The sequence below is a fragment of the Streptomyces sp. NPDC005706 genome (assembly GCF_040631045.1).
Classification (GTDB): Bacteria; Actinomycetota; Actinomycetes; order Streptomycetales; family Streptomycetaceae; genus Streptomyces.
In genome coordinates, this window is record NZ_JBEXYS010000005.1 from 317,563 (window position 1) to 341,548 (window position 23,986).

Below are 23,986 nucleotides of genomic sequence, written 5' to 3' on the forward strand. Positions count from 1 at the left end.
GGACCCGTCAAGGGTACCGGGCACGCCAAGATCGGCTCCCCATCATTTACGGCGACCGCCAAGGGTGGCAGTTATCGATCGCATCTCCTTAAATTGGGGCAATGCGTACAGGCGAGCCCCTGCCGTCCGTCGGTGACGTCCTCGCCGCCCTCGCGACCGGGCTGTGGCACTGGGACACCGCCGCCGGACTGGTCACCGTGGACGGGGAGGCGGCGCGGCTGCTCGGGCTGCCCCCGGAACCGGTCACCCTCACCGAGAACCAGACCCGGGCACGGCTGCACCCGGAGGACTGGAACGAGATCACCGGGGTGGTGCCGCTGGCGGTCGACGAGGGCACGCTCGCCGAGGTGCGGATCCGGATCATGGACGAGGATGGCCGGGTCGTACGGGTCGTACGCAGCCGCTCGAAGCCGTCCTTCGATCCGGACCGGCGGGCGTACGAGCTGATCGGCACGCTCCAGGAGGTCACCGAGCCCACCCCGGGCACCGCGGCGGCCCGCAACGCGGTCACCGGCGACTGGCGCCGCTCGCGGGAGGCGTTCCTGCTGGACGCCGGCCGGGCGCTGGCGGAGGCGCGGTCCACGGCGGAGGTGCTGCGGGTCGCGGCTGGGCTGTCCATGCCCGGGTTCTCCCCGGACGGGCTCGCGGTGTTCGGCGTGGAGGGCGACCGGCTGACGGTGATCGGCCACCACGGGCAGCAGCCCGGTGAGGACGGCCCCTTCCTGCACATGCCGCTCAGCACGGACTACCCGGCGGCCGAGGTGGTCCGCACCGGCCGGGCCGTCTACCTCTCCTCCGCCGAGCAGTACCGGACGCGCTACCCCGTCACCTGGCCGCTCGCCCGCCACTTCGAGCGCCGCTCCTGGGCGTTCCTGCCGCTGACGGCGGCCGGGCGCACCATGGGCGCCTGGATGGCCGCCTTCACCTACCCGGTGGCCTTCACCCCGGACGAGCGCGCGGTCCTGACCACGGTCGCCCGGATGCTCGCCCAGGCCCTGAACCGGGCCGGCGCCGCCGACACCCAGCGGGAGCTGACCGAGGGCCTGCAGCGCTCCATGCTGCCGTCGCTGGGCCCGGAGATCCCCGGGATGACGGTGGCCGCCCGCTACATCCCGACCGGCGGCGGACTGCAGGTCGGCGGCGACTGGTACGACATGATCCCGCTGCCCGCGGGCAGGTTCGCGCTGGCCATCGGCGACGTCCAGGGCCATGACGTCCGAGCGGCGGGCCTGATGGGCCAGCTCCGGATCGCGCTGCGCGCCTACGCCTCCGAGGGCCACCGCCCGGACGCCGTGCTCTCCCGCGCCGCCCGCTTCCTGCACGGCATCACGCACGACGCGCATATGACCGACACGCGCTTCGCGACCTGCCTGTACGTCGAGGCGGATCCGGCGACCGGCATGCTGGAGATCGCCCGCGCCGGGCATCCGGACCCGGCGATCCGCATGGCCGACGGCACGGTGATGATGCGGCCGACGGCGGGCGGGGTGCCGCTGGGTGTCGACCCCGACGCCGACTACCCGACCACCCGGTTCACGCTGGAGCCCGGCGAGACCCTGATGCTGTGCACCGACGGCCTGATCGAGACCGGCGGCCACGACATGGAGAGCGGCTGGCGGCGCATACGCGCGATCCTCGAGGAGCACACCGGCGATCTGGAGTCGATGGCCGACGCGCTGGTGCAGGGCGTGCACGGACCGTCCTCGCACCACACCACCGGCCCGCTCGCCGACCGCCGCGAGGACGACATCGCGCTGCTGCTGCTGTGCCGGCAGGGCGCGGGCCGCGGCCGCGACGACACCCTGACCCTGCGGCCCCGGCTGCGGCGCACCCTGCTTCCGGTGGCCCAGGACGAGCCCGAGCGGATCGCCGACGCCCGCCGGCACCTGCGCGAGCTGCTGCACGACTGGGTGTCGGCCGAGCAGGTGGACTCCGCGGTGCTGCTGGTCTCCGAGATGGTGACCAACGTCCTTGTGCACACCGACGCGGACGCGCTGCTGCTCGCCGAGGTCGCCGGGGAGCCGGGCGGGCGCCGGCTGCGGGTGGAGGTCACGGACTCCGGCGACGATCTCCCGCACCGGCGGCGGCCCGGGGAGCTGGCCTCGTCCGGCCGCGGTCTGATGCTGATCGAGCTGCTCGCGGACCTGTGGGGCGTCGACCCGCGCGGCAAGGGCAAGAGCATCTGGTTCGAGCTCTACGAGTCCGACGGCCCGGCCGCCGTGTGACGCTCACGGAGCTCGTTCACGACGCCGAAGGCGGCCGCGGTCAGCGGCACCGAGAGCAGCATGCCGAGGATGCCCGCCACGGACGCCCCAGCGGTGATCGCCAGCAGCACCACCGCGGGATGCATGTGCACGGTCCGGCTCTGGATGGCCGGCTGGAGCACGTGCCCCTCCAGCACCTGTACCGCGAGCACCACCCCGAGCGCCCACAGCGCGATGACGAAGCCTCGGTCGGCGAGGGCGACCAGCACGGCCACCGCGCCCGAGATGAAGGCACCCAGGTAGGGGATGTAGGCGCCGACGAAGACGAGCGCGCCGAGCCCGATCGCGCCGGGCACCCGCAGGATCAGCAGGCCGACGGTGATGCAGACGGCGTCGATGAGCGCGATGAGCGTGGTGCCGCGCATGAACCCCTGCACCGCGCCGAAGGCGCGCCGCGCCATCGCCTCCAGGGCGTCGCCCCGGGGGCCGGGGGCGACGGTCCGCAGCGCCCCGGCCGCCCGGTGGGAGTCGCGCAGGAAGAAGAAGACGAGCAGCAGCGCGAGCAGGGCCATGGCCAGGTACTCGCCCACCACGCCGACTCCGCTGAGGACGTTGGAGGCCGCGGTCCCGCCGTACTTGCCCAGGAGCTTCTTGGCGTTGCCGAGCAGGTCGTCCAGCCCGGTCCCGGCGGCCCCGAAGTGCCTCGTCAGGGCCCTGACGGCCTGTCGTACCGACGCGATGATCTGGTCACCGGTGTCGACGAGCGCGGCGACCACGATGTACAAGGCACCGCCGACGACGGCCACCACGGCGACACAGGTCAGCGCGGCGGCGAGCGACCGCTGCACCTTGGCCTTCACGAGCCGCCGGTACAGCGGGCCGAGCAGCGCCGTGCCGAGCAGCGCGAGCAGCACCGGCACGACGGCGGTACGCAGCGCCGCGCACAGCCGGATCGCGACCCATCCGACCCCGGCGACCAGCAGCACGACGGCGCACCAGGCGGCGAGACGGCGTACGGACTCGGGCAACAGCGACACACCCCCAGCGGATCACGCCACCGGCCGGTCTGCCTGCCGCACGGGCCCGGCCGGGTGAGGGTTCCGGCCCCGCACACGCCCGTCGCCCGGACCGCTGGACGTGCGGGCCGGGCGACGGGAGCGGAGCGGCGGGTCAGGCCTGGGGGCCGCCCGGGGTCATGCCGTGGACGGCCGGGACCGTGCCGAGGCGGCCCTTCTGGAAGTCCTCGAAGGCCTGCATCAGCTCTTCCTTGGTGTTCATGACGAACGGGCCGTAGTGCGCCATGGGCTCACGGATGGGCTGTCCGCCGAGGAGGACGACCTCCAGGTCGGGGGTGTGCGAGTCCTGCCGCTCGTCCGCGCGGACCGTCAGCGAACCGCCCGCGCCGAAGACGGCGGTCTGGCCAAGGTGGATCGGCCGGCGCTCGGCACCGACGCTGCCGCGGCCCGCCATGACGTAGGCGAGGCCGTTGAAGTCCTCGCGCCAGGGCAGGGTGATCTCGGCGCCCGGGGCGAGGGTCGCGTGGATCATCGTGATCGGCGTGTGCGTGATGCCGGGGCCCACGTGACCGTCCAGCTCGCCCGCGATGACACGCAGCAGCGCGCCGCCGTCCGGGCTGGTCAGGAGCTGGACGCTGCCGCCGCGGATGTCCTGGTAGCGCGGGGCCATCATCTTGTCCCTGGCCGGGAGGTTCACCCACAGCTGCAGGCCGTGGAAGAGGCCGCCGGACATGACCAGCTGCTCCGGCGGGGCCTCGATGTGCAGCAGGCCCGAGCCCGCGGTCATCCACTGGGTGTCGCCGTTGGTGATGGTGCCGCCACCGCCGTTGGAGTCCTGGTGGTCGAAGATGCCGTCGATGATGTAGGTGACGGTCTCGAAGCCGCGGTGCGGATGCCAGGGGGTGCCCTTGGGCTCGCCCGGCGCGTACTCCACCTCACCCATCTGGTCCATCATGATGAACGGGTCGAGGTGCCGGTAGTTGACCCCGGCGAACGCCCGGCGCACCGGGAAGCCCTCACCCTCGAAACCGCCGGGGGCGGTCGTGACGGAGAGCACGGGCCGTGCCACCGCGTCGGCGGGAGCGGTCACGCGGGGCAAAGTCAGCGGGTTCTCGACGGTCACTGCAGGCATGGTCGGTACCTCCTTGTGCGCTCACTTTAGTTGAGCGTTGAACTTTCTGCCACTCCACAACAGAACGAGCCCGGAGGGCATTCCCTCCGGGCTCGCAGCGGGGTGCGGGTCGGCCGCCGCCCGCGCAGCAGCGGCGTCTAGCCGTACATACGGCGCATGGCGAAGTCGACCATCTGCTCGACCGCCTTGGCGTCGAACACCATCCGGTGCTCGCCCTCCATGTCCAGGACGAAGCCGTAGCCGCTCGGCAGCAGGTCGATCACCTCGGAACCGGTGATCACGAAGTACTTGGACTCCTTGCCCGCGTACCGGCGCAACTCCTTGAGCGAGGTGAACATCGGGATCACCGGCTGCTGGGTGTTGTGCAGGGCGAGGAAGCCGGGGGTGTCCCCGCGCGGGCAGTACACCTTCGACGTGGCGAAGATCTGCTGGAAGTCCTCGGCGGGCATCTGACCGGTGGTGAAGGCGCGCACCGCGTCCGCGAGCGAGGGTGGGGACGGCTCCGGATAGAGCGGTGGCTGCTGGCCGTACCCACCGACACCGCCCTGCTGCGGGGGGACGTAACTCTGCTGAGCGGCGCCACCGTCCATGGGCTGGCCGTATCCGTACATGCGCAGAAGAGTACTCAGTCACAGATGACGGAATCGGGCTTGCGTCTTATTACCGACGGGTAGCATCATCGGAGCTACTTGTTGGTACGTGAACCAGATGCGAGGAGTCAGTGCCTCGCCGAGTCCGATACGGAGCCGTCACCATGGGGCACTACAAGCCGAACCTCCGCGACATCGAGTTCAACCTGTTCGAGGTGCTCGGGCGCGACAAGCTGTACGGCACCGGCCCGTTCGGCGAGATGGACACGGACACCGCCAAGAGCGTCCTCGAGGAGCTGACGCGCCTCGCGGAGAACGAGCTGGCCGAGTCCTTCGCGGACGCGGACCGCAACCCGCCGGTCTTCGACCCGGAGACGAACACCGCGCCCGTCCCGGCGTCCTTCAAGAAGAGCTACAAGGCCTTCATGGAGTCCGAGTACTGGCGTCTGGGCCTGCCGGAGGAGATCGGCGGCACGACGGCTCCGCCGTCCCTGATCTGGGCCTACGCCGAACTCGTCCTCGGCGCGAACCCGGCCGTGTGGATGTACTCCTCCGGCCCGGCGTTCGCCGGCATCCTCTTCGACGAGGGCAACGACGTCCAGAAGAAGATCGCGCAGATCGCCGTGGAGCGGACCTGGGGCTCCACCATGGTGCTGACCGAGCCCGACGCGGGCTCCGACGTCGGCGCCGGCCGCACCAAGGCGATCCAGCAGGAGGACGGCTCCTGGCACATCGAGGGCGTGAAGCGCTTCATCACCTCCGGTGAGCACGACATGGAGGAGAACATCCTCCACTACGTGCTCGCGCGTCCCGAGGGCGCCGGCCCCGGCACCAAGGGCCTGTCCCTCTTCCTCGTCCCGAAGTACCTCTTCGACTTCGAGACCGGCGAGCTGGGCGAGCGCAACGGCGTCTACGCCACCAACGTCGAGCACAAGATGGGCCTGAAGGCCTCCAACACCTGCGAGATGACCTTCGGCGACCGGCACCCCGCCAAGGGCTGGCTGATCGGTGACAAGCACGAGGGCATCCGCCAGATGTTCCGCATCATCGAGTTCGCCCGCATGATGGTCGGCACGAAGGCGATCTCCACCCTCTCCACGGGCTACCTCAACGCCCTGGAGTACGCCAAGGAGCGCGTCCAGGGCCCGGACCTGGCGAACTTCATGGACAAGGCCGCGCCCAAGGTCACCATCACCCACCACCCCGACGTCCGCCGCTCGCTGATGACGCAGAAGGCGTACGCCGAGGGCATGCGCGCCCTCGTCCTCTACACCGCCTCGATCCAGGACGCCATCGCGGTCAAGGAGGCGAACGGCGAGGACGCCAAGGCCGAGCACGCGCTCAACGACCTGCTCCTGCCCATCGTCAAGGGCTACGGCTCCGAGAAGGGCTACGAGCAGCTCGCCCAGTCGCTGCAGACCTTCGGCGGCTCCGGCTTCCTGCAGGAGTACCCGATCGAGCAGTACATCCGCGACGCCAAGATCGACACCCTGTACGAGGGCACGACCGCGATCCAGGGCCAGGACTTCTTCTTCCGGAAGATCGTCCGCAACCAGGGCGCCGCGCTGAACTCGCTCGCCGAGGACATCAAGAAGTTCCTGGCGCTCGGCACCGGCGGCGAGGAGCTGGCGGGCGCCCGCGAGCACCTCGCGAAGGCGGCCGTCGAGCTGGAGGCCATCGTCGGCCTGATGCTGACCGACCTCGCGGCCACCGAGCAGGACGTCAAGAACATCTACAAGGTGGGCCTGAACACCAGCCGCCTGCTGCTCGCCTCCGGCGACGTCGTGGTCGGCTACCTGCTGCTGAAGGGCGCCGCGATCGCCGCCGAGAAGCTGCAGACGGCCTCCGCCAAGGACAAGGCGTTCTACACCGGCAAGATCGCGGCGGCGAAGTTCTTCGCGGCCAACGTCCTGCCGGGCGTCACCCTGGCCCGCAAGATCTCGGAGGGCGTCGAGCTCGACCTGATGGAGCTGGACGAGGCCGCCTTCTAGGACGGCCCCGGTCCGGCCGCGCGCCGGAAGACCGGTTCCGCATCCACTGATCGCCGACGTGGGCCCGCTCCCGTACCGGGGGCGGGCCCACGCACGTCGTTAAGGTAAGCCCATGAGCGCACCAGCCCGCTTCGATCGCGGCCACACCGACGACCTGATGACCTTCCTGGCGGCGAGCCCGTCGCCGTACCACGCCGTGGCGAACACCGCCGAGCGGCTGGAGAAGGCGGGCTTCCGGCAGGTCGCCGAGACGGACGCCTGGGACGGGACGAGCGGCGGCAAGTACGTGCTGCGCGGCGGGGCGATCGTCGCCTGGTACGTCCCCGAGGGCGCCGCGCCGCACACCCCCTTCCGCATCATCGGCGCGCACACCGACTCGCCGAACCTGCGGGTCAAGCCGCTGCCCGACACCGGCGCCCACGGCTGGCGGCAGGTCGCGGTGGAGATCTACGGCGGCCCGCTGCTGAACTCCTGGCTCGACCGCGACCTGGGCCTGGCGGGCCGGCTGACCCTGCGCGACGGCAGCACGGTCCTCGTCGACGTGAACCGCCCGCTGCTGCGTGTGCCGCAGCTCGCCATCCACCTGGACCGCGCGGTCAACAGCGAGGGCCTCAAGCTCGACAAGCAGCGTCATCTGCAGCCCGTGTGGGGGCTCGGCGACGCCCCGCGCGACGGCGATCTGATCGCCTTCCTGGAGGAGGAGGCCGGCCTGGCGGCGGGCTCGGTGGCCGGCTGGGACCTCATGGCGCACCCGGTGGAGGCACCGGCCTACCTCGGCCGGGACCGTGAACTGGTCGCCGGTCCCCGGATGGACAACCTGCTGTCCGTGCACGCCGGCGTGGCCGCCCTGGCCGCCGCCGCGTCCGCCGGCGCCGCGCTCGGCCACATCCCCGTGCTGGCCGCCTTCGACCACGAGGAGAACGGATCCCAGTCGGACACCGGCGCGGACGGCCCGCTGCTCGGCTCCGTCCTGGAGCGCTCGGTGTTCGCCCGCGGCGGCTCGTACGAGGACCGGGCCCGCGCCTTCGCCGGCACCGTCTGTCTGTCCTCCGACACCGGCCACGCCGTCCACCCCAACTACGCCGAGCGGCACGACCCGACGCACCACCCGCGGGTCAACGGCGGGCCGATCCTGAAGGTCAACGTCAACAACCGCTACGCCACGGACGGTTCGGGCCGAGCGGTGTTCACCGCCGCCTGCGAGCGGGCGGACGTCCCCTTCCAGAGCTTCGTGTCCAACAACTCCATGCCGTGCGGCACCACCATCGGCCCGATCACCGCGGCCCGGCACGGCATCCGGACCGTCGACATCGGCGTGGCGATCCTGTCGATGCACAGCGCGCGTGAACTGTGCGGCGCCGACGACCCGTTCCTGCTGGCGAACGCGCTGGTGGCGTTCCTGGAGGACTGAGCCGCGCCGGGCCCCCACGGCCCGGCGCCGCCCCTGAACACCCGTCACGAGCCGTCCCACACATGTTCGGGACGGCCCCGGGTACCCGGACGGCACCGGAGATTCCGGAACCGGAAGGGGAGGCGACGACAATGGGCCTCGGCGGTTGCATCATCCTCATCGCCCTGGGTGCCATCCTGACGTTCGCGACGGACTGGCACATGCAGGGAGTCAACCTCGACCTCGTCGGGATCATCTTCATGGCCGTCGGCCTCATCGGCATCGCCACCTTCAGCGGCATCGCACGGCGCCGTCGGGTCGTGGTGCCGCCGACGCCGGTGGTCGAGGAGGAACCCCACCACCACCATCACGCCCGCGACGGCTACACCGACGGCTACGGCGTGTGAGAGTCCTCCTGCCCAGGAGCGGCTTTGTGACGACTGCCCGCTGCCGGGGAACGGTCAGCGCATGAGATTCCTCGTACGCGACCGGCTCCTCGGCATCGGTGACGACTACTGGATCGAGGACGAGCACGGCCAGAAGGTGTTCCTCGTCGACGGCAAGGCCATGCGGCTGCGGGACACCTTCGAGCTGAAGGACGTCCAGGGGCGCGTCCTCATCGACATCCACCAGAAGATGTTCGCCCTGCGCGACACCATGGTGATCGAGCGCGACGGCGAAGGCCTGGCCACGATCCGCCGCAAACGGCTGTCCCTGCTGCGCAACCACTACCGGGTGTCCCTGGCCGACGGCACCGACCTGGACGTCAGCGGCAAGATCCTCGACCGTGAGTTCGCCGTCGAGTACGACGGCGAACTCCTCGCCGTGATCTCCCGGCGCTGGCTGCACGTCCGGGAGACGTACGGCGTCGACGTCGTACGGGAGGACGCGGACCCGGCGCTGCTGATCGCGGTGGCGGTGTGCGTGATCCACCTGGCGGAGAAGGAGCGCGAGGACTGAGCCGGGGCCACGGCCGGGTGGGACCCCGGCCGTGGCCCCTCCCGTTCCGCCGGCTCAGCGCCGTGGCGGTCGGAGTCCCAGTACGCGGTCCTTCAGGGCCGGGAACTGCTCGCGGGTCGCCGCCACCTTCCCGGGGTCGAACTCCACCGTGAGGACCTCCTCGCCGGCGCCCGCCTCGGCGAGCACCTCGCCCCACGGGTCGACCACGATCGAGTGACCCGCCTGCGGCACTCCGGCGTGCGTACCGGCCGTTCCGCAGGCGAGCACGAACGCCTGGTTCTCCACCGCCCGCGCCCGCGCCAGCAGCGTCCAGTGCGCACGCCGCCGCTCGGGCCAGCCGGCCGGGACCACCAGCGTCTCGGCGCCCGCGTCGACCAGCGAGCGGAACAGTTCGGGGAAACGCAGGTCGTAGCAGGTGGCGACGCCCAGGACCGTTCCGGGCAGACGGACCGTCACCACCTCCCGTCCCGCGCTCATCAGCACGGCCTCGCCCTTGTCGAAGCCGAAGCGGTGGATCTTGCGGTAGGCCGCGGCCAGCTCGCCGGAGGGGGAGAAGACGAGAGAGGTGTTGTAGAGCGGGCCGTCGCCCGCGGCGGAGCCGTCTTCGGACGGGGCGCGTTCCGGGATCGAGCCGGCGTGCAGCCACACGCCCGCGTCGCTCGCCGCCTTGGCCATCACCTCGTACGTCGGTCCCTCGAGCGGCTCGGCCTCGGCGCCGAACTCCTCGTAGGCGAAGGCGCCGGTGGTCCACAGTTCGGGCAGGACCACGAGGTCTGCCCCGGCCTGCTCCCGGATCAGAGCGGCCGTCCGCCGCCGCCGGGAGGCCACCGATTCACCCTCGTCCACGGCGATCTGGATCAGCGAGGCGCGCACACTACCACCGTCCTGGCATTCGAGTCGTCCATACAGGCCTACGATCGTCACACGAAAGCACTGCCGGGGTGCCTCGGAGCAGCGTAACTTGGGGGTCCCCCGCTCGAGCGAAGTCGAGAGCCGGGGGAGTGCCACGACACCCGCCGAGTGCAGCCACCGTCCGCCGGCAACGCCGCCACAACCTGCCCGTGTACCGACCGCCGAGGGGTCCCGTTCCGTGAGTCTGCATCCCACCCTCCAGCCCTACGCCGACGCCTGGACCCACTCCATCGAAGCGATATCCGAGCTGGTGCAGCCGCTCCCGGAGGCCGAGTGGAACCGGCGGACCCCGTGCCCGGGCTGGTCCGTCCGCGATGTGGTCTCGCACGTCATCGGCCTGGACTGCGAGATGCTCGGCGACCCCCGGCCCATCCACACCCTGCCCCGCGACCTCTTCCACGTCAGCAACGAGCACCAGCGCTACATGGAGATGCAGGTCGACGTCCGCCGTCACCACACGGCGCCGGAGATGACGGCGGAGCTGGAGTACACCGTCATCCGCAGGAACCGCCAGCTGCGCAACGAGTCCCGCGACCCCGGCACCAAGGTGCGCGGCCCGATGAGCACCGAGGTCACCCTCGAACAGGCGATGCGCACCAGGGCGTTCGACGTGTGGGTGCACGAGCAGGACCTGCGCGCGGCCCTCGCCCGCCCCGGCAACCTCGACTCGCCGGGCGCCCACGTCGCCCGCGACATGCTGCTGGAGGCGCTGCCCAGGATCGTGGCGAAGGACGCGGACGCGCCGCGCAGTTCCGCGATCGTCTTCGACGTGCACGGGCCCGTCGAGTTCCTGCGCACGGTCCGGGTCGACATCCAGGGCCGCGGCACGCTGGAGACCGCGCCCGCCCTCGGCCCGGCGGCCACCCTCACCCTCGACTGGGAGACCTACGTCCGCCTGTCCTGCGGCCGGGTGACCCTGGAGGCGGTGGCGGACCGGGTGAAGACGGAGGGCGACCCCGAACTGACGGCGGCCATCCTGCGCAACCTCAGGGTGACGCCGTAGCGGAACGCGGGCCGCTCAGGGGGCGGGAGGGCCTGCCCGCCGAACGCGGAGGGCCGCACACGGGGGCCGGCCGGCCCCCGACACGTAGCCGGTGCGGCTCACGTAGCCGGTGTGGCTCACGTAGCCGGTGCGGCTCGCGGCGCCGGGGCGTGCGGCGGCACCGGGCCCGATATTCCGGTGACCGGCGCCGCCCGGCTCACTAACGTGCCCCGCATGACCGACAACGACGGCCCGCCCCGGCTCACCCGCCTCACCTTTCACGGCCCCCTCTCCGACGCCCGGGCGACGGCGATGGTCCGCCGGCTGGCCGCCACGCGGCCCCGGACCGTCCTGGACATCGGCTGCGGCTGGGGCGAGCTGCTGCTCCGCCTGCTGGAGGCCGTACCCGGGGCCAAGGGGGTCGGCGTCGACATCAACGGCGAGGACCTGGCCCGTGGACGGCAAAACGCCGGGGCGCGCGGCCTCACGGACCGCGTGGAGTTCGCCGAGGAGTCCGCGCTGGGCAGCGGACGCGGGCCCGCCGACCTGGTGCTGTGCCTGGGCGCGAGCCAGGCGCTGAGCACGGGCGCCGCCCCGGTCGCCGAGGCACTGCGCGAGCTGCGGCGGCTGGTGTCCGAGGACGGGCGGGTGGTGCTCGGCGAGGGCTTCTGGGAGCGCCCTCCGGCCCCGCACGAGCTGGCCCGGATGTGGCCGGAGGCGTCCGCGGGCGACCACTGCGACCTGGGCACCCTGCTCGACCTCGCCGTCGGGGCCGGCTTCCGGCCCGAGTGGACGGAGACCGCGAGCCGGGAGGAGTGGGAGGAGTTCGAGTCCGCGTACCAGGCGGACACCGAGGTATGGCTCGCCGGGCACCCCGGCCATCCCTCGGCCGCCGCGGTACGCGACCGCCTCGACCGGCACCGGGCCCAGTGGATGGCCTATCGGGGCGTACTCGGCCTCGCCTACCTCACGCTGGTCCCGGTGGCTTGCTGACGCGCTGCCAGGAGCCGTCCGCGGGCCCACCGGGCCCGGACCGGGCGCCCGCCGGGTACGCGGTTCACGCCGGCACGTGGACCGTTTCCACCCGGCTCGCCACCAGGCGCTCCCGCTCCCGGCGGGCGGCCCGGCCGCGCAGGCGGAGGATCTGGCTGACGCCGAGGGCCTGCAGGACGAACACCGCTGAGAAGGCCACCGTGTAGTCGTCGCCGGTCGCGTCCAGCAGCACACCGACCGCGAACAGCGTCGTCATCGAGGCGATGAAACCGCCCATGTTGGTGATGCCGGAGGCGGTGCCCTGTCGCTCGGGCGGGTTGGCCGGGCGGGCGAAGTCGAAGCCGAGCATCGAGGCGGGGCCACAGGCGCCGAGCACCGCGCACAGCACCACCAGGAGCCACATCGGCGCGTGCTCGGCCGGGTAGGCGAGCGTGACCGCCCAGACCAGCGCGGTCGCGGTGACCGTGCCCAGTGCCAGCGGCAGCCGGGCCGCGTGGTGCCGGGCCACGACCTGGCCGTAGACCAGGCCGATCACCATGTTGGACAGCACGACCAGGGTGAGCAGTTCGCCGGCCGTGGCGCGGCTGAGGCCCTGCGCCTGGACCAGGAACGGCAGGCCCCACAGCAGCAGGAAGACCATCGCCGGGAACTGGGTGGTGAAGTGCACCCACATGCCCAGCCGGGTGCCGGGCTCCCGCCAGGCCGCCGCGATCTGCCGGCGGACGTAGACCGCGCCCTGGTGCGGGGACGGGGCGGGTTCGTGCCCCTCGGGGTGGTCCTTCAGGAACAGCAGCGTCAGGACGAGTACGACCGCACCGGCCAGCGCGCTGCCGGCGAACGCGGCGGTCCAGCCGACGCCGTGCAGCAGCCGGGCGATGACCAGGGTGGAGACCAGGTTGCCGGCCATGCCGGCCAGGCCCGCGAGCTGGGCGACCAGCGGTCCTCGCCGGGCGGGGAACCAGCGGGTGCCGAGGCGCAGCACGCTGATGAAGGTCAGCGCGTCACCGCAGCCGAGCAGCGCGCGCGAGGCGAGCGCCATGCCGTAGGAGGGCGAGAAGGCGAAGCCGAGCTGGCCCAGCGTGAACAGCACCGCGCCGAGGCTCAGCACCTTCTTGGTGCCGAGCCGGTCGACCAGCAGGCCGACGGGTATCTGCATGCCGGCGTAGACCAGGAGCTGAAGGATGGAGAAGGTCGAGAGCGCCGAGGCGCCCACGTGGAAGCGGTCGACCGCGTCCAGGCCGGCCACGCCCAGGGAGGTGCGGAAGATGACGGCGACGAAGTAGACCGAGACGCCGATCGACCACACCCTGACGGCGCGACGGCCGCCCGGGGGGTCACCCGGCAGGGTGGCGCCGCTCATCGCACCTCACCCCGCGCGAGGTGCGAGAACCAGCTCACGTGCCGGTGCACGACCCCGACAGCCGCCTCCGCGTCACCGGAGCCCAGGGCCCGCAGGATCTCCTCGTGCTCGGCGAGCGTCTTGGCGATCCGGTCCGGGTGCGAGTGCATGACGGCGACACCCATCCGCAGCTGGCGGTCGCGGAGCTGGTCGTACAGCCGCGAGAGGATCTCGTTGCCGCCACTGCGCACGATCTCGGCGTGGAAGCAGCGGTCGGTCACCGCGGCGGCGGCGAAGTCACCGGCGGCGGCCTGCGCCTTCTGCCTCTCCAGCAGTTCCGCGAGCCGCTCCAGCAGGGCCGGCGACGCGGGTACGGCCTTGCGCGCCGCGTGCTCCTCCACCAGCAGCCGGGTCTCGACGACGTCGGCGATCTCCTGCGCCGACACCGGCAGGACCAGCGCGCCCTTCTTCGGGTAGAGCCGGATCAGGCCCTCCACCTCCAGCCGCAGCAGCGCCTCCCGGACCGGGGTGCGCGAGACGCCCACGGCATCGGCCAGCTCGCCCTCGGTGAGCAGCGTCCCGCCCTCGTAGCGGCGGTCGAGTACGCCCTGTTTGACGTGGCTGTAGACGCGGTCGGCGGCGGGTGGTTGCTTCACGGGCGTTGCCATGCCGACAGGATAGATACAACACGTACGCAAGAGGGGCCTGGTCCACCATGCGGACGTGACGGAAATCGCCCCCAGCGGCCGCACAACCATCTGTGCTACTTACGTGTCACACTCGTGCGGCCCCACTCGCTCGCCACCTCAACTCGGCCGCATATCAGGGGCATTCCAGACAATCGGGGTATATCGCTTTGATTACCGGCATCAAGGGCACCCGCCGTATCCGCCGAGCAACCGCCGTCGCTGTGACGTCCGGCGCGCTGCTCGCCACCGGGGCTCTCACCGCGGCACCCGCGCAGGCCGTCACCACGCCCTCGATCGTGGCCAAGGGCGGCTACGTGATGAACAACGCCAACGCCAAGACGCTGTACACCAAGGCAGCGGACACCAAGCGGTCCACCGGCTCCACCACCAAGATCATGACCGCGAAGGTCGTGCTCGCCCAGTCGAACCTCAATCTGGACGCCAAGGTGACGATCCAGAAGGAGTACAGCGACTACGTCGTCAGGAACAACGCCTCCCAGGCGCACCTGATCGTCGGCGACAAGGTCACCGTCCGGCAGCTGCTGTACGGCCTGATGCTCCCGTCCGGCTGCGACGCCGCCTACGCGCTCGCGGACAAGTTCGGCACCGGCTCGACGCGGGCCAAGCGCGTGGCGTCGTTCATCTCCAAGATGAACTCCACCGCCAGGACCCTCGGCATGACGAACACGCACTTCGACTCGTTCGACGGCATCGGCAACGGCTCCAACTACTCGACGCCGCGCGACCTGACCAAGCTGGCCAGCAGCGCGCTGAAGAGCTCCACGTTCCGTACGGTCGTCAAGACCAAGCACTACACGGCGAAGACGATCACCAAGACCGGCAGCACCCGCACGATGAAGACGTGGGACAACACCAACGGTCTGCTCAGCAGCTACAGCGGCACCATCGGTGTGAAGACCGGCTCCGGCCCCGAGGCCAAGTACTGCCTGGTCTTCGCCGCGACCCGGAACGGCAAGACGGTCGTCGGCACCGTCCTCGCCTCCACCTCCATCGCGCAGCGTGAGTCGGACGCGAAGAAGCTCCTCAACTACGGCTTCGCCAAGCTCGGCTGACGGCAGCCAGGCCACCGGGGCCCGTCGCACCACGTGCGGCGGGCCCTTCGCCGTGCGGGCCTCCGCCGGGCGGGATGCCGCTACGTGAGCTGGTCGTAGGTCCGGTAGGTGTACGAGGCGTCGTAGGACAGCCGGTTCCCGGTGGCCGCCGGCAGGCCGAGGCGTCTGCCGAGGGGACCCGTCAGCGGTCCGCAGTGTTCGGGCGCGGGCGCCGTGAAGGTGTCGTCGTACGCCGAGAACTCGATCACCGGCGGGTCCTGGGAGACGTGCTTCGAGGGGCCCGACCGCTTCACCTGGAAGTCGACCGGCGCGCTCGCCCCGATGGCGCAGGAGCGGGGCAGCAAGGGACTCAGCAACCGGAAGCGGAGACTGAGCTGTCCGGTGTAGAAGTCCGACCGTCCGCCGTACTCCGGCTGTATCGCCAGGCCCAGTGCCCCGGCGTGCTCGGCCGCCGGGGTGCCGGTGAGGCCGCCCGGTACGGCGGTCGGCGCGCTGTGCATCGCACCCCAGACCCCACCGTCGGTGCCGTCCGGCAGGGGCCCCTCGGCGTGCGTCATGGTGATCGGGGCGAGCGTCATGGTGACCTTGCCCATGGTCAGCTTCGGGGCGGCCGTGTGCACCTCGCACTTCCAGCGTGCGGGGTCCACGCCCTCGGGAAGAGCCGGGCAGTCGCCGAACCCGGTGATGGACCGGGTGCCGGCGGCGGGCGCGGCGTGGGCGGCACCGGACGCCCACACACCGGCCGCACCCGCCAGGAGAGCGGCGGCGGCGACGGGGGCGGCGAGGCGGCGGAGGAGAGAGGGACCGCGGCGGGCGGCAGTGGTTTCCGACATGTCACCAGCGTGCCGCCCGCGCCCCAGCCGCCACATCGGTGACTTCCCCGGCTCGACCCCGAGACGCCCCTGGCAGGCCGTCAGGGTATTGATCCGGCACCCATGATGACCCTGCACGACACCGAAAACCCTTTGTGGGGGCGGAGTCCCGCCACCTACTGTCGGCCCATCGACGTGTAGCTCAGCAGCAGAGCACCGGGCTCTACACCCGGAGGGCGCGGGGGCGGAACCCGCCACGTCGGCCATCGACGTGTAGCTCAGCAGCAGAGCACCGGGCTCGGGACCCGGAGGGCGCGGGGGCGGGACCCGCCACGTCGGCTATGAACGACGACGCTGAGCAGCAGCACCTTGCCCAGGCGAACCCCGGATACGCGGCCTCTCAGCTGGCCGCCGCCTTCCGTACGGCCGCCGCCCACCCTGACCCGGAGGCCCGCCGGCGCGGCGCTGAACGCGGCCGCAGGTGGCGCGCCGTGCTGGACGGGATGGCGAACGGCCTGCTGACGATCGGTTCCCGCACGCCCGTCGCCGGCCTGCCCGCCTGGGTCACGCCCGAGGTGGTCCGGGGCGGCTTCGCCACCGGCGAGCCGAGCGCGGGCGGCCCGCTGCTCGACCACGAGATCGCCACCGCGCGTCGCGCCGGTGTGCCCGAGACCCGGCGGGCGCTCTTCGCGCACTTCCTGTCCGAGGACGGGCTCGCACATCTCCACGGTCTTCTCGACAACGGCCGTTACGAGGTGACCGTTCCCGAGGAGGCCGCGCTGCTCACCGTCGCCTGGCTGGTCCGGGCCGGGGAGCAGGCGGCCGCGCTCGACCTGGTGGAGGAGCTCGCGCCGTTCGCGGACCGGCTCCGTTTCGGCCCGCGCCCGTCCGGCCGGCCCACGCCCCCGCCCGACTCCGTGCACCGCTCCACCGTGGCCGACGCCCGCGCGGCGCTCGCCGCCCGCCGTCCCAGCACGGCCGTCGAGACGCAGCGCGAGGCCCTGGCCGTCTGGCACCCCTTCGGCGACGAACTGCTGCTGCACTGGCTGGAGGTGACCGACGAGCGGGGGCACATGAGCGTCCCCGGCCCCGCCGACCCGTGGCACGCCCGCTCCACCGCGCTGCTGCGCCGCTACCACGAACTCGCCCGCCGCCACACGCACTGCACCAAGCACCTGCGGCCCAAGGAGAACCTGGGCATCCTGCGCGGCGCGCTGGAGGAGGCCGTCGCCGCACGGGCGCTCACGCCGCGGCGGCTCGGGCTGCTGCGGCACGCCGTCGCCTCCATGGTCCGGCGGCGCGGGCGTCCCGGCAGCGCCGGGCACACCGCCCTGCGCCGGCGGCAGGCCGCCCACGCCGCGCTGCCCTCCCACCACGCGCTGGCCGGCGTCGTACTGGGCCGCCTGTCCGGCCTGCCGCAGGACGGCGGGGTCGAAGAAGTGGAGCCCGTTGTCGCCCCGGTGAGCGAGCGGGAGGCGGGCGAAACGGGTGTGCCCGCGGGCGCGGTCGTCCCGGCCGCCGTGGGCCGGCCCGTGGAAGCCGCGCTCAGTGCGCCCGTCGCCGTGCTCGTGGAGCGCGGCGTCGTACCGTCGGCGGAGGTACTGGCCGAGCTGGTCCCCCAGCTCGTCGCCGCCACCACCGCCGAGGCCCACCGCGACCCGGCCCTGAGGTCGCTCGCCGCCGCCCACTACCGCGCCTTCCGCAACCGCCGCTCCCTGCTGCTGTTCGACCTCGAGCGGCAGGTACGGGTGGAGGAACTGCCGTGGGTGCGGGCCGTCGCCGCCCAGCGGGACGGCTCGGGGGCGGACGAGGCCGCGGCCGGGGCGCTGCGGCAGCTGGGCGGGCTCGCGGTGCGCGCCTTCCCCGGCACGATCCTGCCCAACCCGCTGGTCCGAGAGCTGTCCGTGCTGGCCCGTCAGGCCGAGCTGGGCGCTCCCTTCGTGGAGGAACTCGCGGCCGACATCTTCATGGGCACGTTCAGCCCGAAGTTCCTCACCGCCGCGCGTGTCGCGGCCGAACTCCTCGGCGGTGGCTCGCTGTACGAGCGGTACTACGCCGTCGACTACGCGGCGGTGCGCAACCTCGCCGTCATCGAGGCGGCCGATTCCGCCCGCCGGTCCCAGGCGGTCCGTACGTCTCCCGGGTTCGCCGCGCTGTGCCGGCAGCGGGCGGCGGAGTTCGCGCCGGGCACGGGGCGGTCCGGCTCCTGGGTCGCGGGGAACGGCACGGTGATCGAGCAGGCGCAGATCCTCACCACCCACAACCTGGCCACGCTGGTCCATCGGGTCGGCATCGATCCCGGCACCGGCTGGGACGACCTGGCCCTGCGCTGCTTCGACACGGTGTGCCGGCTGACCGGACGCGTCCACCACAACCCGCGGCCGCTCGGCACCATCAAGGACGTCGCCTACGCCTGGCGGCAGATGGTGTTCCACCTGGCCCTGTGCACGGCGGACCAGCAGAGGCGCACCCTGGACCGCTTCACCGAGGAGTGCTCGCGGCAGCCCTGGCACATCACCGGGCGGCTCGCCCCCGCCCTCGCCGGACTGCGTCAGGTCCTGTCCGGCGGGCGGGCGGACCGGGGCCCCGGCCGCCGGCTGCTGGGCTGGAGCACGGGCGGCCACTGGTTCCGTGCGGACCCGGCGCCCGGTCCGCACCCGCGCTAGGCGGCACGGGCTCCGTGCCCGCGGCCGCCTGAACCGGGGCCGAACGGGAGAGGGGGCGGTCGCGAGACGAAGTCGCGACCACCCCCCTCAGCGCTCGGGAATCACCCGGGCGACAGCCGTCAGGCCCAGGTCATCAGCCGCTTCGGCTGCTCCAGGATCGCCGCCACGTCCGCCAGCACCTTGGAGCCCAGCTCGCCGTCGACCAGGCGGTGGTCGAAGCTCAGCGCGAGCGTCGTCACCTGGCGCGGCTTCACCTTGCCCTTGTGGACCCACGGCTGGAGCTTGATCGCGCCGACCGCCAGGATCGCGGACTCGCCGGGGTTGAGGATCGGCGTGCCGGTGTCGACGCCGAAGACGCCGACATTGGTGATGGTGACCGTGCCGCCCTGCATCGCGGCCGGCGAGGTCTTGCCCTCACGTGCCGTGGACACCAGCTCGCCCAGCGACTGCGCGAGCTGCGGCAGCGTCTTGGCGTGGGCGTCCTTGATGTTCGGCACGATCAGACCGCGCGGGGTGGCGGCCGCGATGCCCAGGTTGACGTAGTGCTTGAGCACGATCTCCTGGTTCGCCTCGTCCCAGGACGCGTTGACGTCCGGGTTGCGCCTGATGGCGACCAGCAGCGCCTTGGCGATCAGCAGCAGCGGGTTCACCCGCAGGCCCTGGAACTCCTTGTCCTGCTTGAGTTCCTCGACCAGCTTCATCGTGCGCGTCACGTCCACCGTCACGAACTCCGTGACGTGGGGTGCGGTGAAGGCGGAGCCGACCATCGCCGTCGCCGTCGCCCTGCGGACGCCCTTGACCGGGATCCGGGTCTCGCGGACGCCGTCGGCGGTCACGGCGGCGGGCGCGGCGGCCGGAGCCTGGACGGCGGGGGCCTCCGTGACCGGCGCGGCGGTCTCGGTGGCCTGCGGCGCCGCGGCCGCGTGGACGTCCTCGCGGGTGATGACACCGTCCGGGCCGGACGGGGTGACCGTGGCGAGGTCGACACCGAGGTCCTTCGCCAGCTTGCGCACCGGCGGCTTGGCCAGCGGACGGACCCGCTCGGGGGCCGCCGGGGCGCTGTGCCCGTTCAGCTCGGCCTGGACCGCCTGGGCGGCGGCCGGGACGGTGGCCTGCGAGCCCTTGCGCGGACGGCGCTTGGTGGAGGTGGTGGCCACGCCGTAGCCGACCAGGACCGGCTGGCGGCCCGTCGGCTCGGCTTCCGGCGCCTCGGGGGCCTCCGGTGCCGCACCGCCCGACACGTCCACCGCGATGATGGCCGTGCCCACGTCGACCGTGGTGCCCTCGGGGAAGCGCAGCTCGCGGACCACACCGTCGTAGGGGATGGGGAGTTCGACGGCCGCCTTGGCGGTCTCGACCTCGCACACCACCTGGCCGTCGGTGACCGTGTCACCGGGCTGGACGTACCACTTGAGGATCTCGGCCTCGGTGAGTCCCTCGCCCACGTCGGGCATCTTGAACTCGCGTACGGATGATTCCGTCATCGTCGTCACGAACCCTCTCCTCAGTACGCCAGGGCACGGTCGACGGCGTCGAGCACCCGGTCCAGGCCCGGCAGGTACTCCTCCTCCAGGCGGGCCGGCGGGTACGGGGCGTGGTAGCCGCCGACCCGGAGCACCGGGGCCTCCAGGTGGTAGAAGCACCGCTCGGTGATCCGGGCGGCGATCTCCGCGCCGGAGCCGAAGAACACCGGGGCCTCGTGGACCACGACCAGGCGGCGGGTCTTCTCCACCGAGGCCTGGACGGAGTCGAAGTCGAGGGGGCTGACCGAGCGCAGGTCCAGCACCTCCAGGGACTTGCCCTCCTCGGCGGCCGCGTTCGCGACCTCATGGCACAGCTTCACCATCGGGCCGTACGCGGCCAGGGTCAGATCCGTGCCCTCGCGCACCACCCGCGCCTTGTGCAGCGGGCCGGGGATCGCCTCCGCGTCCACCTCGCCCTTGTCCCAGTAGCGGCGCTTGGGCTCGAAGTAGATCACCGGGTCGTCGCTCTGGATGGCCTGCTGCATCATCCAGTAGGCGTCCGACGCGTTCGACGGGGAGACGACCTTCAGGCCGGCCACGTGCGCGAACAGGGTCTCGGGGGACTCCGAGTGGTGCTCGACCGCGCCGATGCCACCGCCGTAGGGGATGCGGATGACGACGGGCATCTTGACCTTGCCCAGCGACCTGGCGTGCATCTTCGCGAGCTGGGTGACGATCTGGTCGTAGGCCGGGAAGACGAAACCGTCGAACTGGATCTCCACCACCGGGCGGTAGCCGCGCAGGGCGAGACCGATCGCGGTGCCGACGATGCCCGACTCGGCGAGCGGGGTGTCGATGACCCGGCTCTCGCCGAAGTCCTTCTGCAGGCCGTCCGTCACCCGGAAGACACCGCCGAGCTTGCCGACGTCCTCACCCATGACGACGACCTTGGGGTCCGTCTCCAGAGCGCGCCGCAGCGACTCGTTGATCGCCTTGGCAAGAGCCATCTTCTCGGCCATCTCAGTGACCCCCCTCTGCGTCCGCGAACGACGCCTGGTAGGCGGCGAACTGGGCTCGCTCCTCGTCGACGAGCGCGTGCCCGTCCGCGTACACGTTCTCGAAGATGGCGAAGTGGTCCGGGTCCGGCATGGCACGGACCGCTTCGCGCACTCGCCTGCCCAACGCCTCGGACTCGGCCTCGAGTTCCGCGAAGAATCCCTCGTCCGCGTGGTTCGAGGCCTCCAGGAACCGGCGAAGACGCAGGATCGGGTCCTTCGCCTCCCAGGCCAGCCGCTCCTCGTCGCCCCGGTACCGGCTGGGGTCGTCGGAGGTGGTGTGAGCGCCCATGCGGTAGGTGAACGCCTCGACCAGGGTGGGGCCCTCGCCGTCGCGGGCGCGCTCCAGCGCCCACTTGGTGACCGCGAGGCAGGCCAGCACGTCGTTGCCGTCCACGCGCACGCCCGGGAAGCCGAAGCCCTGGGCGCGCTGGTAGAGCGGCACGCGGCTCTGCTTCTCGGTGGGCTCGGAGATCGCCCACTGGTTGTTCTGGCAGAAGAACACCACCGGCGCGTTGTAGACCGCGGAGAAGGTGAACGATTCGGCCACGTCGCCCTGGCTGGAGGCGCCGTCGCCGAAGTAGGCGATGACGGCCGAGTCGGCGCCGTCCTTGGCCACGCCCATCGCGTATCCCGTGGCGTGCAGCGTCTGGGAGCCGATGACGATCGTGTACAGGTGGAAGTTGTTGCCGTTCGGGTCCCAGCCGCCGTTGTTCACGCCGCGGAACATCCCGAGCAGGTTCGTGGGGTCGACCCCGCGGCACCAGGCGACGCCGTGCTCGCGGTAGGTCGGGAAGACGTAGTCGTCGTCGCGCAGGGCCCGGCCGGAGCCGATCTGTGCGGCCTCCTGGCCGAGCAGCGAGGCCCACAGGCCCAGCTCGCCCTGGCGCTGCAGCGCTGTGGCCTCGGCGTCGAAGCGTCGGGTGAGCACCATGTCGCGGTACAGGCCGCGCAGCTCGTCGGGGGTGATCCCGTCGACGTAGCGGTCGTACTCGGCGTTCTTGACCCGCTTGCCCTCGGGCGTCAGGAGCTGCACCAGCTCCGGGTCGGTGCTCTTCTGGGTGGTGCGGGTGGTGCGCTTGGTGCCGGTGGTGCCGGCCTTGCCTGCGGCGCTGCGTCGCGGCTTGCGCGCGGCACTGCTGTCCACGGTCACGTGTGCTCCTCCGTCGTTCCGGCCCCCGGGGTTGCCGGTAGGCCAGTGCGGCTCACCTGTTTTCGACCACCGGGCACGGGGTGGGTGCCACTCGGCCGGGAACAGGCGTGACAGGTGCCCCGGCGAGCGCCCTGCGGCATTTACGTTACCCAGTGCTCCACATATCTGTGAAACCCCTCCTGACCTGCGTTTTTGCTTGGATTTCCAAGTAAATCCGCAGGAGACGGAAGGTTGCTGGTCACAGCCTTGCAGGAGGCCGGAGCAACGGCACGTTATCCCGGCGACCCCGGACACGGGAAGAGCCGACTTGTGACTCGTGCCTCGCGGGCGAAAGGTGAGAATTCCGGATATGACCGTTGAGCTGTCTCATAATCCGAGACGGGAATCTGGACGCCCGGCGACACGTTTCACCCATGCACACCCTGTGACCGAATGCGATCACCGATGACTGTCCGTGACAAGCCGCAGCTCACCGGGCTCTTGCGTGCCCTAGCATCTGGCGCGTGCCGCGCTCTTGTGTACCACCCCCTGTACCGCACGCGCCCCCTCTTGGCGCCTTGCTGCGCCTGTACGCCGCGGGTACCGCCCTCGCCTGCGAACCCGTCGACCAGGGCCTGCTGAACCGCGGATACCGGGTCCGCACCACCCGCGGCCGCTACTTCCTCAAGCACCACTTCGATCCGGACACCGCCGACCCGGCCGCCATCGAACGCCGCCACCGGGCCACCCAGCGCCTGGCCGACCTCGGCGTCCCCGTGGCGCAGCCGCTCGCGCACCGCGAAGGCCGCACGGTCGCCGTCGTGGGCGGCCACGCCTACGCATTGCACCCCTGGATCGACGGGCGGCACCGCCACGGCGGCCAGCTCACCCGCTCCGAGAGCGCGCGCCTTGGGGCGCTCCTGGGCGCCGTGCACGCCTGTCTGGAGCGGGTGATGCCGCCCAAGGGGCGCACCCGCCCGGCGACCGGCCCGCACCCGGTCGAGAGCGCCGACCCGGCCGACTCGTTCGCCCTGATCGACGAGCTGCTCGGCCACGTACGCCGCCACCGTCCCGCCGACGCGTTCGACGAGCTCGCCCGCCACCGGCTCCTGGAACGCCGCGACCTGCTGGAGCAGCACGCCGGCCGGCGCCCGCCGCGCGGCGGCCCGGTCGGCTGGGTGCACGGCGACTTCCACCCCTTCAATCTGCTCTACAAGGACGACGGCCCGGCCGCCATCGTCGACTGGGACCGGCTGGGCGTGCAGCCCCGCGCCGAGGAGGCCGTACGCGCCGCCGCGATCTTCTTCGTACGGCCCGCGGGGGCGCTCGACCTGCCGAAGGTCCGGGCGTACGCGCGCGCGTACCGGCGCGCGGCCCGCGCCGCGCCGTCCGAGCTGGCGGCGGCCGTGCACCGGGTGTGGTGGGAGCGGCTGAACGACTTCTGGATGCTGCGCTGGCACTACGAGCGCGGGGACACCCGCGCGGACTGCCAGTTCCCGGCCGCCTCGGCGCTCGCGGTGTGGTGGACGCGCGAGTACGACGCGGTGTGCGACGCGTTCACGGGGTGAGGTCCCGGGGCACGGAAAA

The 23,986-nt window shown here is 72.0% G+C and carries 20 protein-coding genes and 1 tRNA gene; 11 read left to right on the forward strand and 10 right to left on the reverse strand.

The features are described from left to right. Positions 1-101: 101 nt before the first annotated feature. On the forward strand, positions 102-2,225 hold the full coding sequence (locus tag ABZ478_RS12725; RefSeq protein WP_359548106.1) for a SpoIIE family protein phosphatase: 2,124 nt from the start codon (positions 102-104) through the stop codon (positions 2,223-2,225). Here the strand turns inward: ABZ478_RS12725 and ABZ478_RS12730 are convergent. The 3 genes from ABZ478_RS12730 to ABZ478_RS12740 form a co-directional block, all read right to left on the reverse strand. Next, a complete protein-coding gene (locus ABZ478_RS12730; RefSeq protein WP_359548107.1) occupies positions 2,195-3,241 on the reverse strand; it encodes an AI-2E family transporter in 1,047 nt (348 codons plus the stop codon). The two genes, ABZ478_RS12725 and ABZ478_RS12730, sit on opposite strands and share 31 nt — an antisense overlap. A gap of 133 nt (positions 3,242-3,374) precedes the next feature. After that, a complete protein-coding gene (locus tag ABZ478_RS12735) occupies positions 3,375-4,352 on the reverse strand; it encodes a pirin family protein (RefSeq protein ID WP_359548110.1) in 978 nt (325 codons plus the stop codon). Between the two features lie 137 nt (positions 4,353-4,489). Then, positions 4,490-4,963, reverse strand: coding sequence for an SseB family protein (locus ABZ478_RS12740; RefSeq protein ID WP_358929503.1), 474 nt, complete (start codon positions 4,961-4,963; stop codon positions 4,490-4,492). 143 nt (positions 4,964-5,106) lie between these two features. Between ABZ478_RS12740 and ABZ478_RS12745 the strand changes: the two genes are divergently transcribed. From ABZ478_RS12745 to ABZ478_RS12760, 4 genes are all read left to right on the forward strand, one after another. Beyond that, entirely contained in the window at positions 5,107-6,933 is a 1,827-nt protein-coding gene (locus tag ABZ478_RS12745; RefSeq protein ID WP_359548111.1) for an acyl-CoA dehydrogenase, read from the forward strand. Between the two features lie 112 nt (positions 6,934-7,045). Then, the gene (locus ABZ478_RS12750) at positions 7,046-8,344 is read left to right on the forward strand and encodes a M18 family aminopeptidase (RefSeq protein WP_359548114.1); all 1,299 of its coding nucleotides are present in this window, start codon (positions 7,046-7,048) and stop codon (positions 8,342-8,344) included. A 131-nt stretch (positions 8,345-8,475) separates the two neighbouring features. Further along, entirely contained in the window at positions 8,476-8,730 is a 255-nt protein-coding gene (locus ABZ478_RS12755) for a DUF6458 family protein (protein WP_351662053.1), read from the forward strand. Between the two features lie 61 nt (positions 8,731-8,791). Continuing rightward, positions 8,792-9,283: an LURP-one-related family protein gene (locus tag ABZ478_RS12760; protein ID WP_358929511.1), complete on the forward strand. Its 492-nt coding sequence runs from the start codon at positions 8,792-8,794 to the stop codon at positions 9,281-9,283. 54 nt (positions 9,284-9,337) lie between these two features. On the opposite strand, the gene ABZ478_RS12765 is transcribed toward ABZ478_RS12760, so the two are convergent. Next, positions 9,338-10,156: a carbon-nitrogen family hydrolase gene (locus ABZ478_RS12765; protein ID WP_359548117.1), complete on the reverse strand. Its 819-nt coding sequence runs from the start codon at positions 10,154-10,156 to the stop codon at positions 9,338-9,340. A 217-nt stretch (positions 10,157-10,373) separates the two neighbouring features. Between ABZ478_RS12765 and ABZ478_RS12770 the strand changes: the two genes are divergently transcribed. Together ABZ478_RS12770 and ABZ478_RS12775 are read left to right on the forward strand one after the other, a co-directional pair. Further along, positions 10,374-11,198, forward strand: coding sequence for a maleylpyruvate isomerase family mycothiol-dependent enzyme (locus tag ABZ478_RS12770; RefSeq protein WP_359548119.1), 825 nt, complete (start codon positions 10,374-10,376; stop codon positions 11,196-11,198). Between the two features lie 213 nt (positions 11,199-11,411). Next, positions 11,412-12,170, forward strand: coding sequence for a class I SAM-dependent methyltransferase (locus tag ABZ478_RS12775; protein ID WP_359548121.1), 759 nt, complete (start codon positions 11,412-11,414; stop codon positions 12,168-12,170). A 64-nt stretch (positions 12,171-12,234) separates the two neighbouring features. Here the strand turns inward: ABZ478_RS12775 and ABZ478_RS12780 are convergent, their stop codons facing one another. Together ABZ478_RS12780 and ABZ478_RS12785 are read right to left on the reverse strand one after the other, a co-directional pair. Beyond that, positions 12,235-13,530, reverse strand: a complete 1,296-nt coding sequence (locus ABZ478_RS12780; RefSeq protein WP_359548124.1) for an MFS transporter — start codon at positions 13,528-13,530, stop codon at positions 12,235-12,237. After that, the gene (locus tag ABZ478_RS12785; protein WP_359548125.1) at positions 13,527-14,177 is read right to left on the reverse strand and encodes a GntR family transcriptional regulator; all 651 of its coding nucleotides are present in this window, start codon (positions 14,175-14,177) and stop codon (positions 13,527-13,529) included. Before ABZ478_RS12785 ends, ABZ478_RS12780 begins: the two co-directional genes overlap by 4 nt. A gap of 188 nt (positions 14,178-14,365) precedes the next feature. On the opposite strand from ABZ478_RS12785, the gene ABZ478_RS12790 reads away from it, so the two are divergent. Beyond that, positions 14,366-15,271, forward strand: coding sequence for a D-alanyl-D-alanine carboxypeptidase (locus tag ABZ478_RS12790; RefSeq protein WP_359548128.1), 906 nt, complete (start codon positions 14,366-14,368; stop codon positions 15,269-15,271). 80 nt (positions 15,272-15,351) lie between these two features. On the opposite strand, the gene ABZ478_RS12795 is transcribed toward ABZ478_RS12790, so the two are convergent. Next, positions 15,352-16,104, reverse strand: coding sequence for a hypothetical protein (locus ABZ478_RS12795; RefSeq protein WP_359548130.1), 753 nt, complete (start codon positions 16,102-16,104; stop codon positions 15,352-15,354). 246 nt (positions 16,105-16,350) lie between these two features. Between ABZ478_RS12795 and ABZ478_RS12800 the strand changes: the two genes are divergently transcribed. Further along, a tRNA-Pro gene (locus tag ABZ478_RS12800) sits at positions 16,351-16,422 on the forward strand. Between the two features lie 2 nt (positions 16,423-16,424). Further along, on the forward strand, positions 16,425-18,749 hold the full coding sequence (locus ABZ478_RS12805) for a hypothetical protein (RefSeq protein ID WP_359548131.1): 2,325 nt from the start codon (positions 16,425-16,427) through the stop codon (positions 18,747-18,749). 119 nt (positions 18,750-18,868) lie between these two features. Here the strand turns inward: ABZ478_RS12805 and ABZ478_RS12810 are convergent, their stop codons facing one another. Genes ABZ478_RS12810 through pdhA form a run of 3 tightly spaced genes read right to left on the reverse strand, consistent with a single transcriptional unit; the run spans position 18,869 to position 22,420 of the window. Then, a complete protein-coding gene (locus ABZ478_RS12810) occupies positions 18,869-20,242 on the reverse strand; it encodes a dihydrolipoamide acetyltransferase family protein (protein ID WP_359548133.1) in 1,374 nt (457 codons plus the stop codon). An 11-nt stretch (positions 20,243-20,253) separates the two neighbouring features. Continuing rightward, the gene (locus ABZ478_RS12815) at positions 20,254-21,231 is read right to left on the reverse strand and encodes an alpha-ketoacid dehydrogenase subunit beta (RefSeq protein WP_359548135.1); all 978 of its coding nucleotides are present in this window, start codon (positions 21,229-21,231) and stop codon (positions 20,254-20,256) included. A 1-nt stretch (position 21,232) separates the two neighbouring features. Further along, on the reverse strand, positions 21,233-22,420 hold the full coding sequence (pdhA, locus tag ABZ478_RS12820; RefSeq protein ID WP_359548137.1) for a pyruvate dehydrogenase (acetyl-transferring) E1 component subunit alpha: 1,188 nt from the start codon (positions 22,418-22,420) through the stop codon (positions 21,233-21,235). A 557-nt stretch (positions 22,421-22,977) separates the two neighbouring features. On the opposite strand from pdhA, the gene ABZ478_RS12825 reads away from it, so the two are divergent. After that, positions 22,978-23,967, forward strand: a complete 990-nt coding sequence (locus ABZ478_RS12825) for a phosphotransferase (RefSeq protein WP_359548140.1) — start codon at positions 22,978-22,980, stop codon at positions 23,965-23,967. Positions 23,968-23,986: the final 19 nt, after the last annotated feature.

Bases quoted from the DNA above. Each gene is read 5' to 3' on its own strand.
- ABZ478_RS12745 (WP_359548111.1), top strand. From the start codon at position 5,107: ATGGGGCACTACAAGCCGAACCTCCGCGACATCGAGTTCAACCTGTTC.
- ABZ478_RS12750 (WP_359548114.1), top strand. From the start codon at position 7,046: ATGAGCGCACCAGCCCGCTTCGATCGCGGCCACACCGACGACCTGATG.
- ABZ478_RS12725 (WP_359548106.1), top strand. From the start codon at position 102: ATGCGTACAGGCGAGCCCCTGCCGTCCGTCGGTGACGTCCTCGCCGCC.
- ABZ478_RS12740 (WP_358929503.1), bottom strand. From the start codon at position 4,963: ATGTACGGATACGGCCAGCCCATGGACGGTGGCGCCGCTCAGCAGAGT.
- ABZ478_RS12775 (WP_359548121.1), top strand. From the start codon at position 11,412: ATGACCGACAACGACGGCCCGCCCCGGCTCACCCGCCTCACCTTTCAC.
- ABZ478_RS12795 (WP_359548130.1), bottom strand. From the start codon at position 16,104: ATGTCGGAAACCACTGCCGCCCGCCGCGGTCCCTCTCTCCTCCGCCGC.
- ABZ478_RS12805 (WP_359548131.1), top strand. From the start codon at position 16,425: ATGAACGACGACGCTGAGCAGCAGCACCTTGCCCAGGCGAACCCCGGA.
- ABZ478_RS12760 (WP_358929511.1), top strand. From the start codon at position 8,792: ATGAGATTCCTCGTACGCGACCGGCTCCTCGGCATCGGTGACGACTAC.
- ABZ478_RS12785 (WP_359548125.1), bottom strand. From the start codon at position 14,177: ATGGCAACGCCCGTGAAGCAACCACCCGCCGCCGACCGCGTCTACAGC.
- ABZ478_RS12815 (WP_359548135.1), bottom strand. From the start codon at position 21,231: ATGGCCGAGAAGATGGCTCTTGCCAAGGCGATCAACGAGTCGCTGCGG.
- ABZ478_RS12780 (WP_359548124.1), bottom strand. From the start codon at position 13,530: ATGAGCGGCGCCACCCTGCCGGGTGACCCCCCGGGCGGCCGTCGCGCC.
- ABZ478_RS12755 (WP_351662053.1), top strand. From the start codon at position 8,476: ATGGGCCTCGGCGGTTGCATCATCCTCATCGCCCTGGGTGCCATCCTG.
- ABZ478_RS12735 (WP_359548110.1), bottom strand. From the start codon at position 4,352: ATGCCTGCAGTGACCGTCGAGAACCCGCTGACTTTGCCCCGCGTGACC.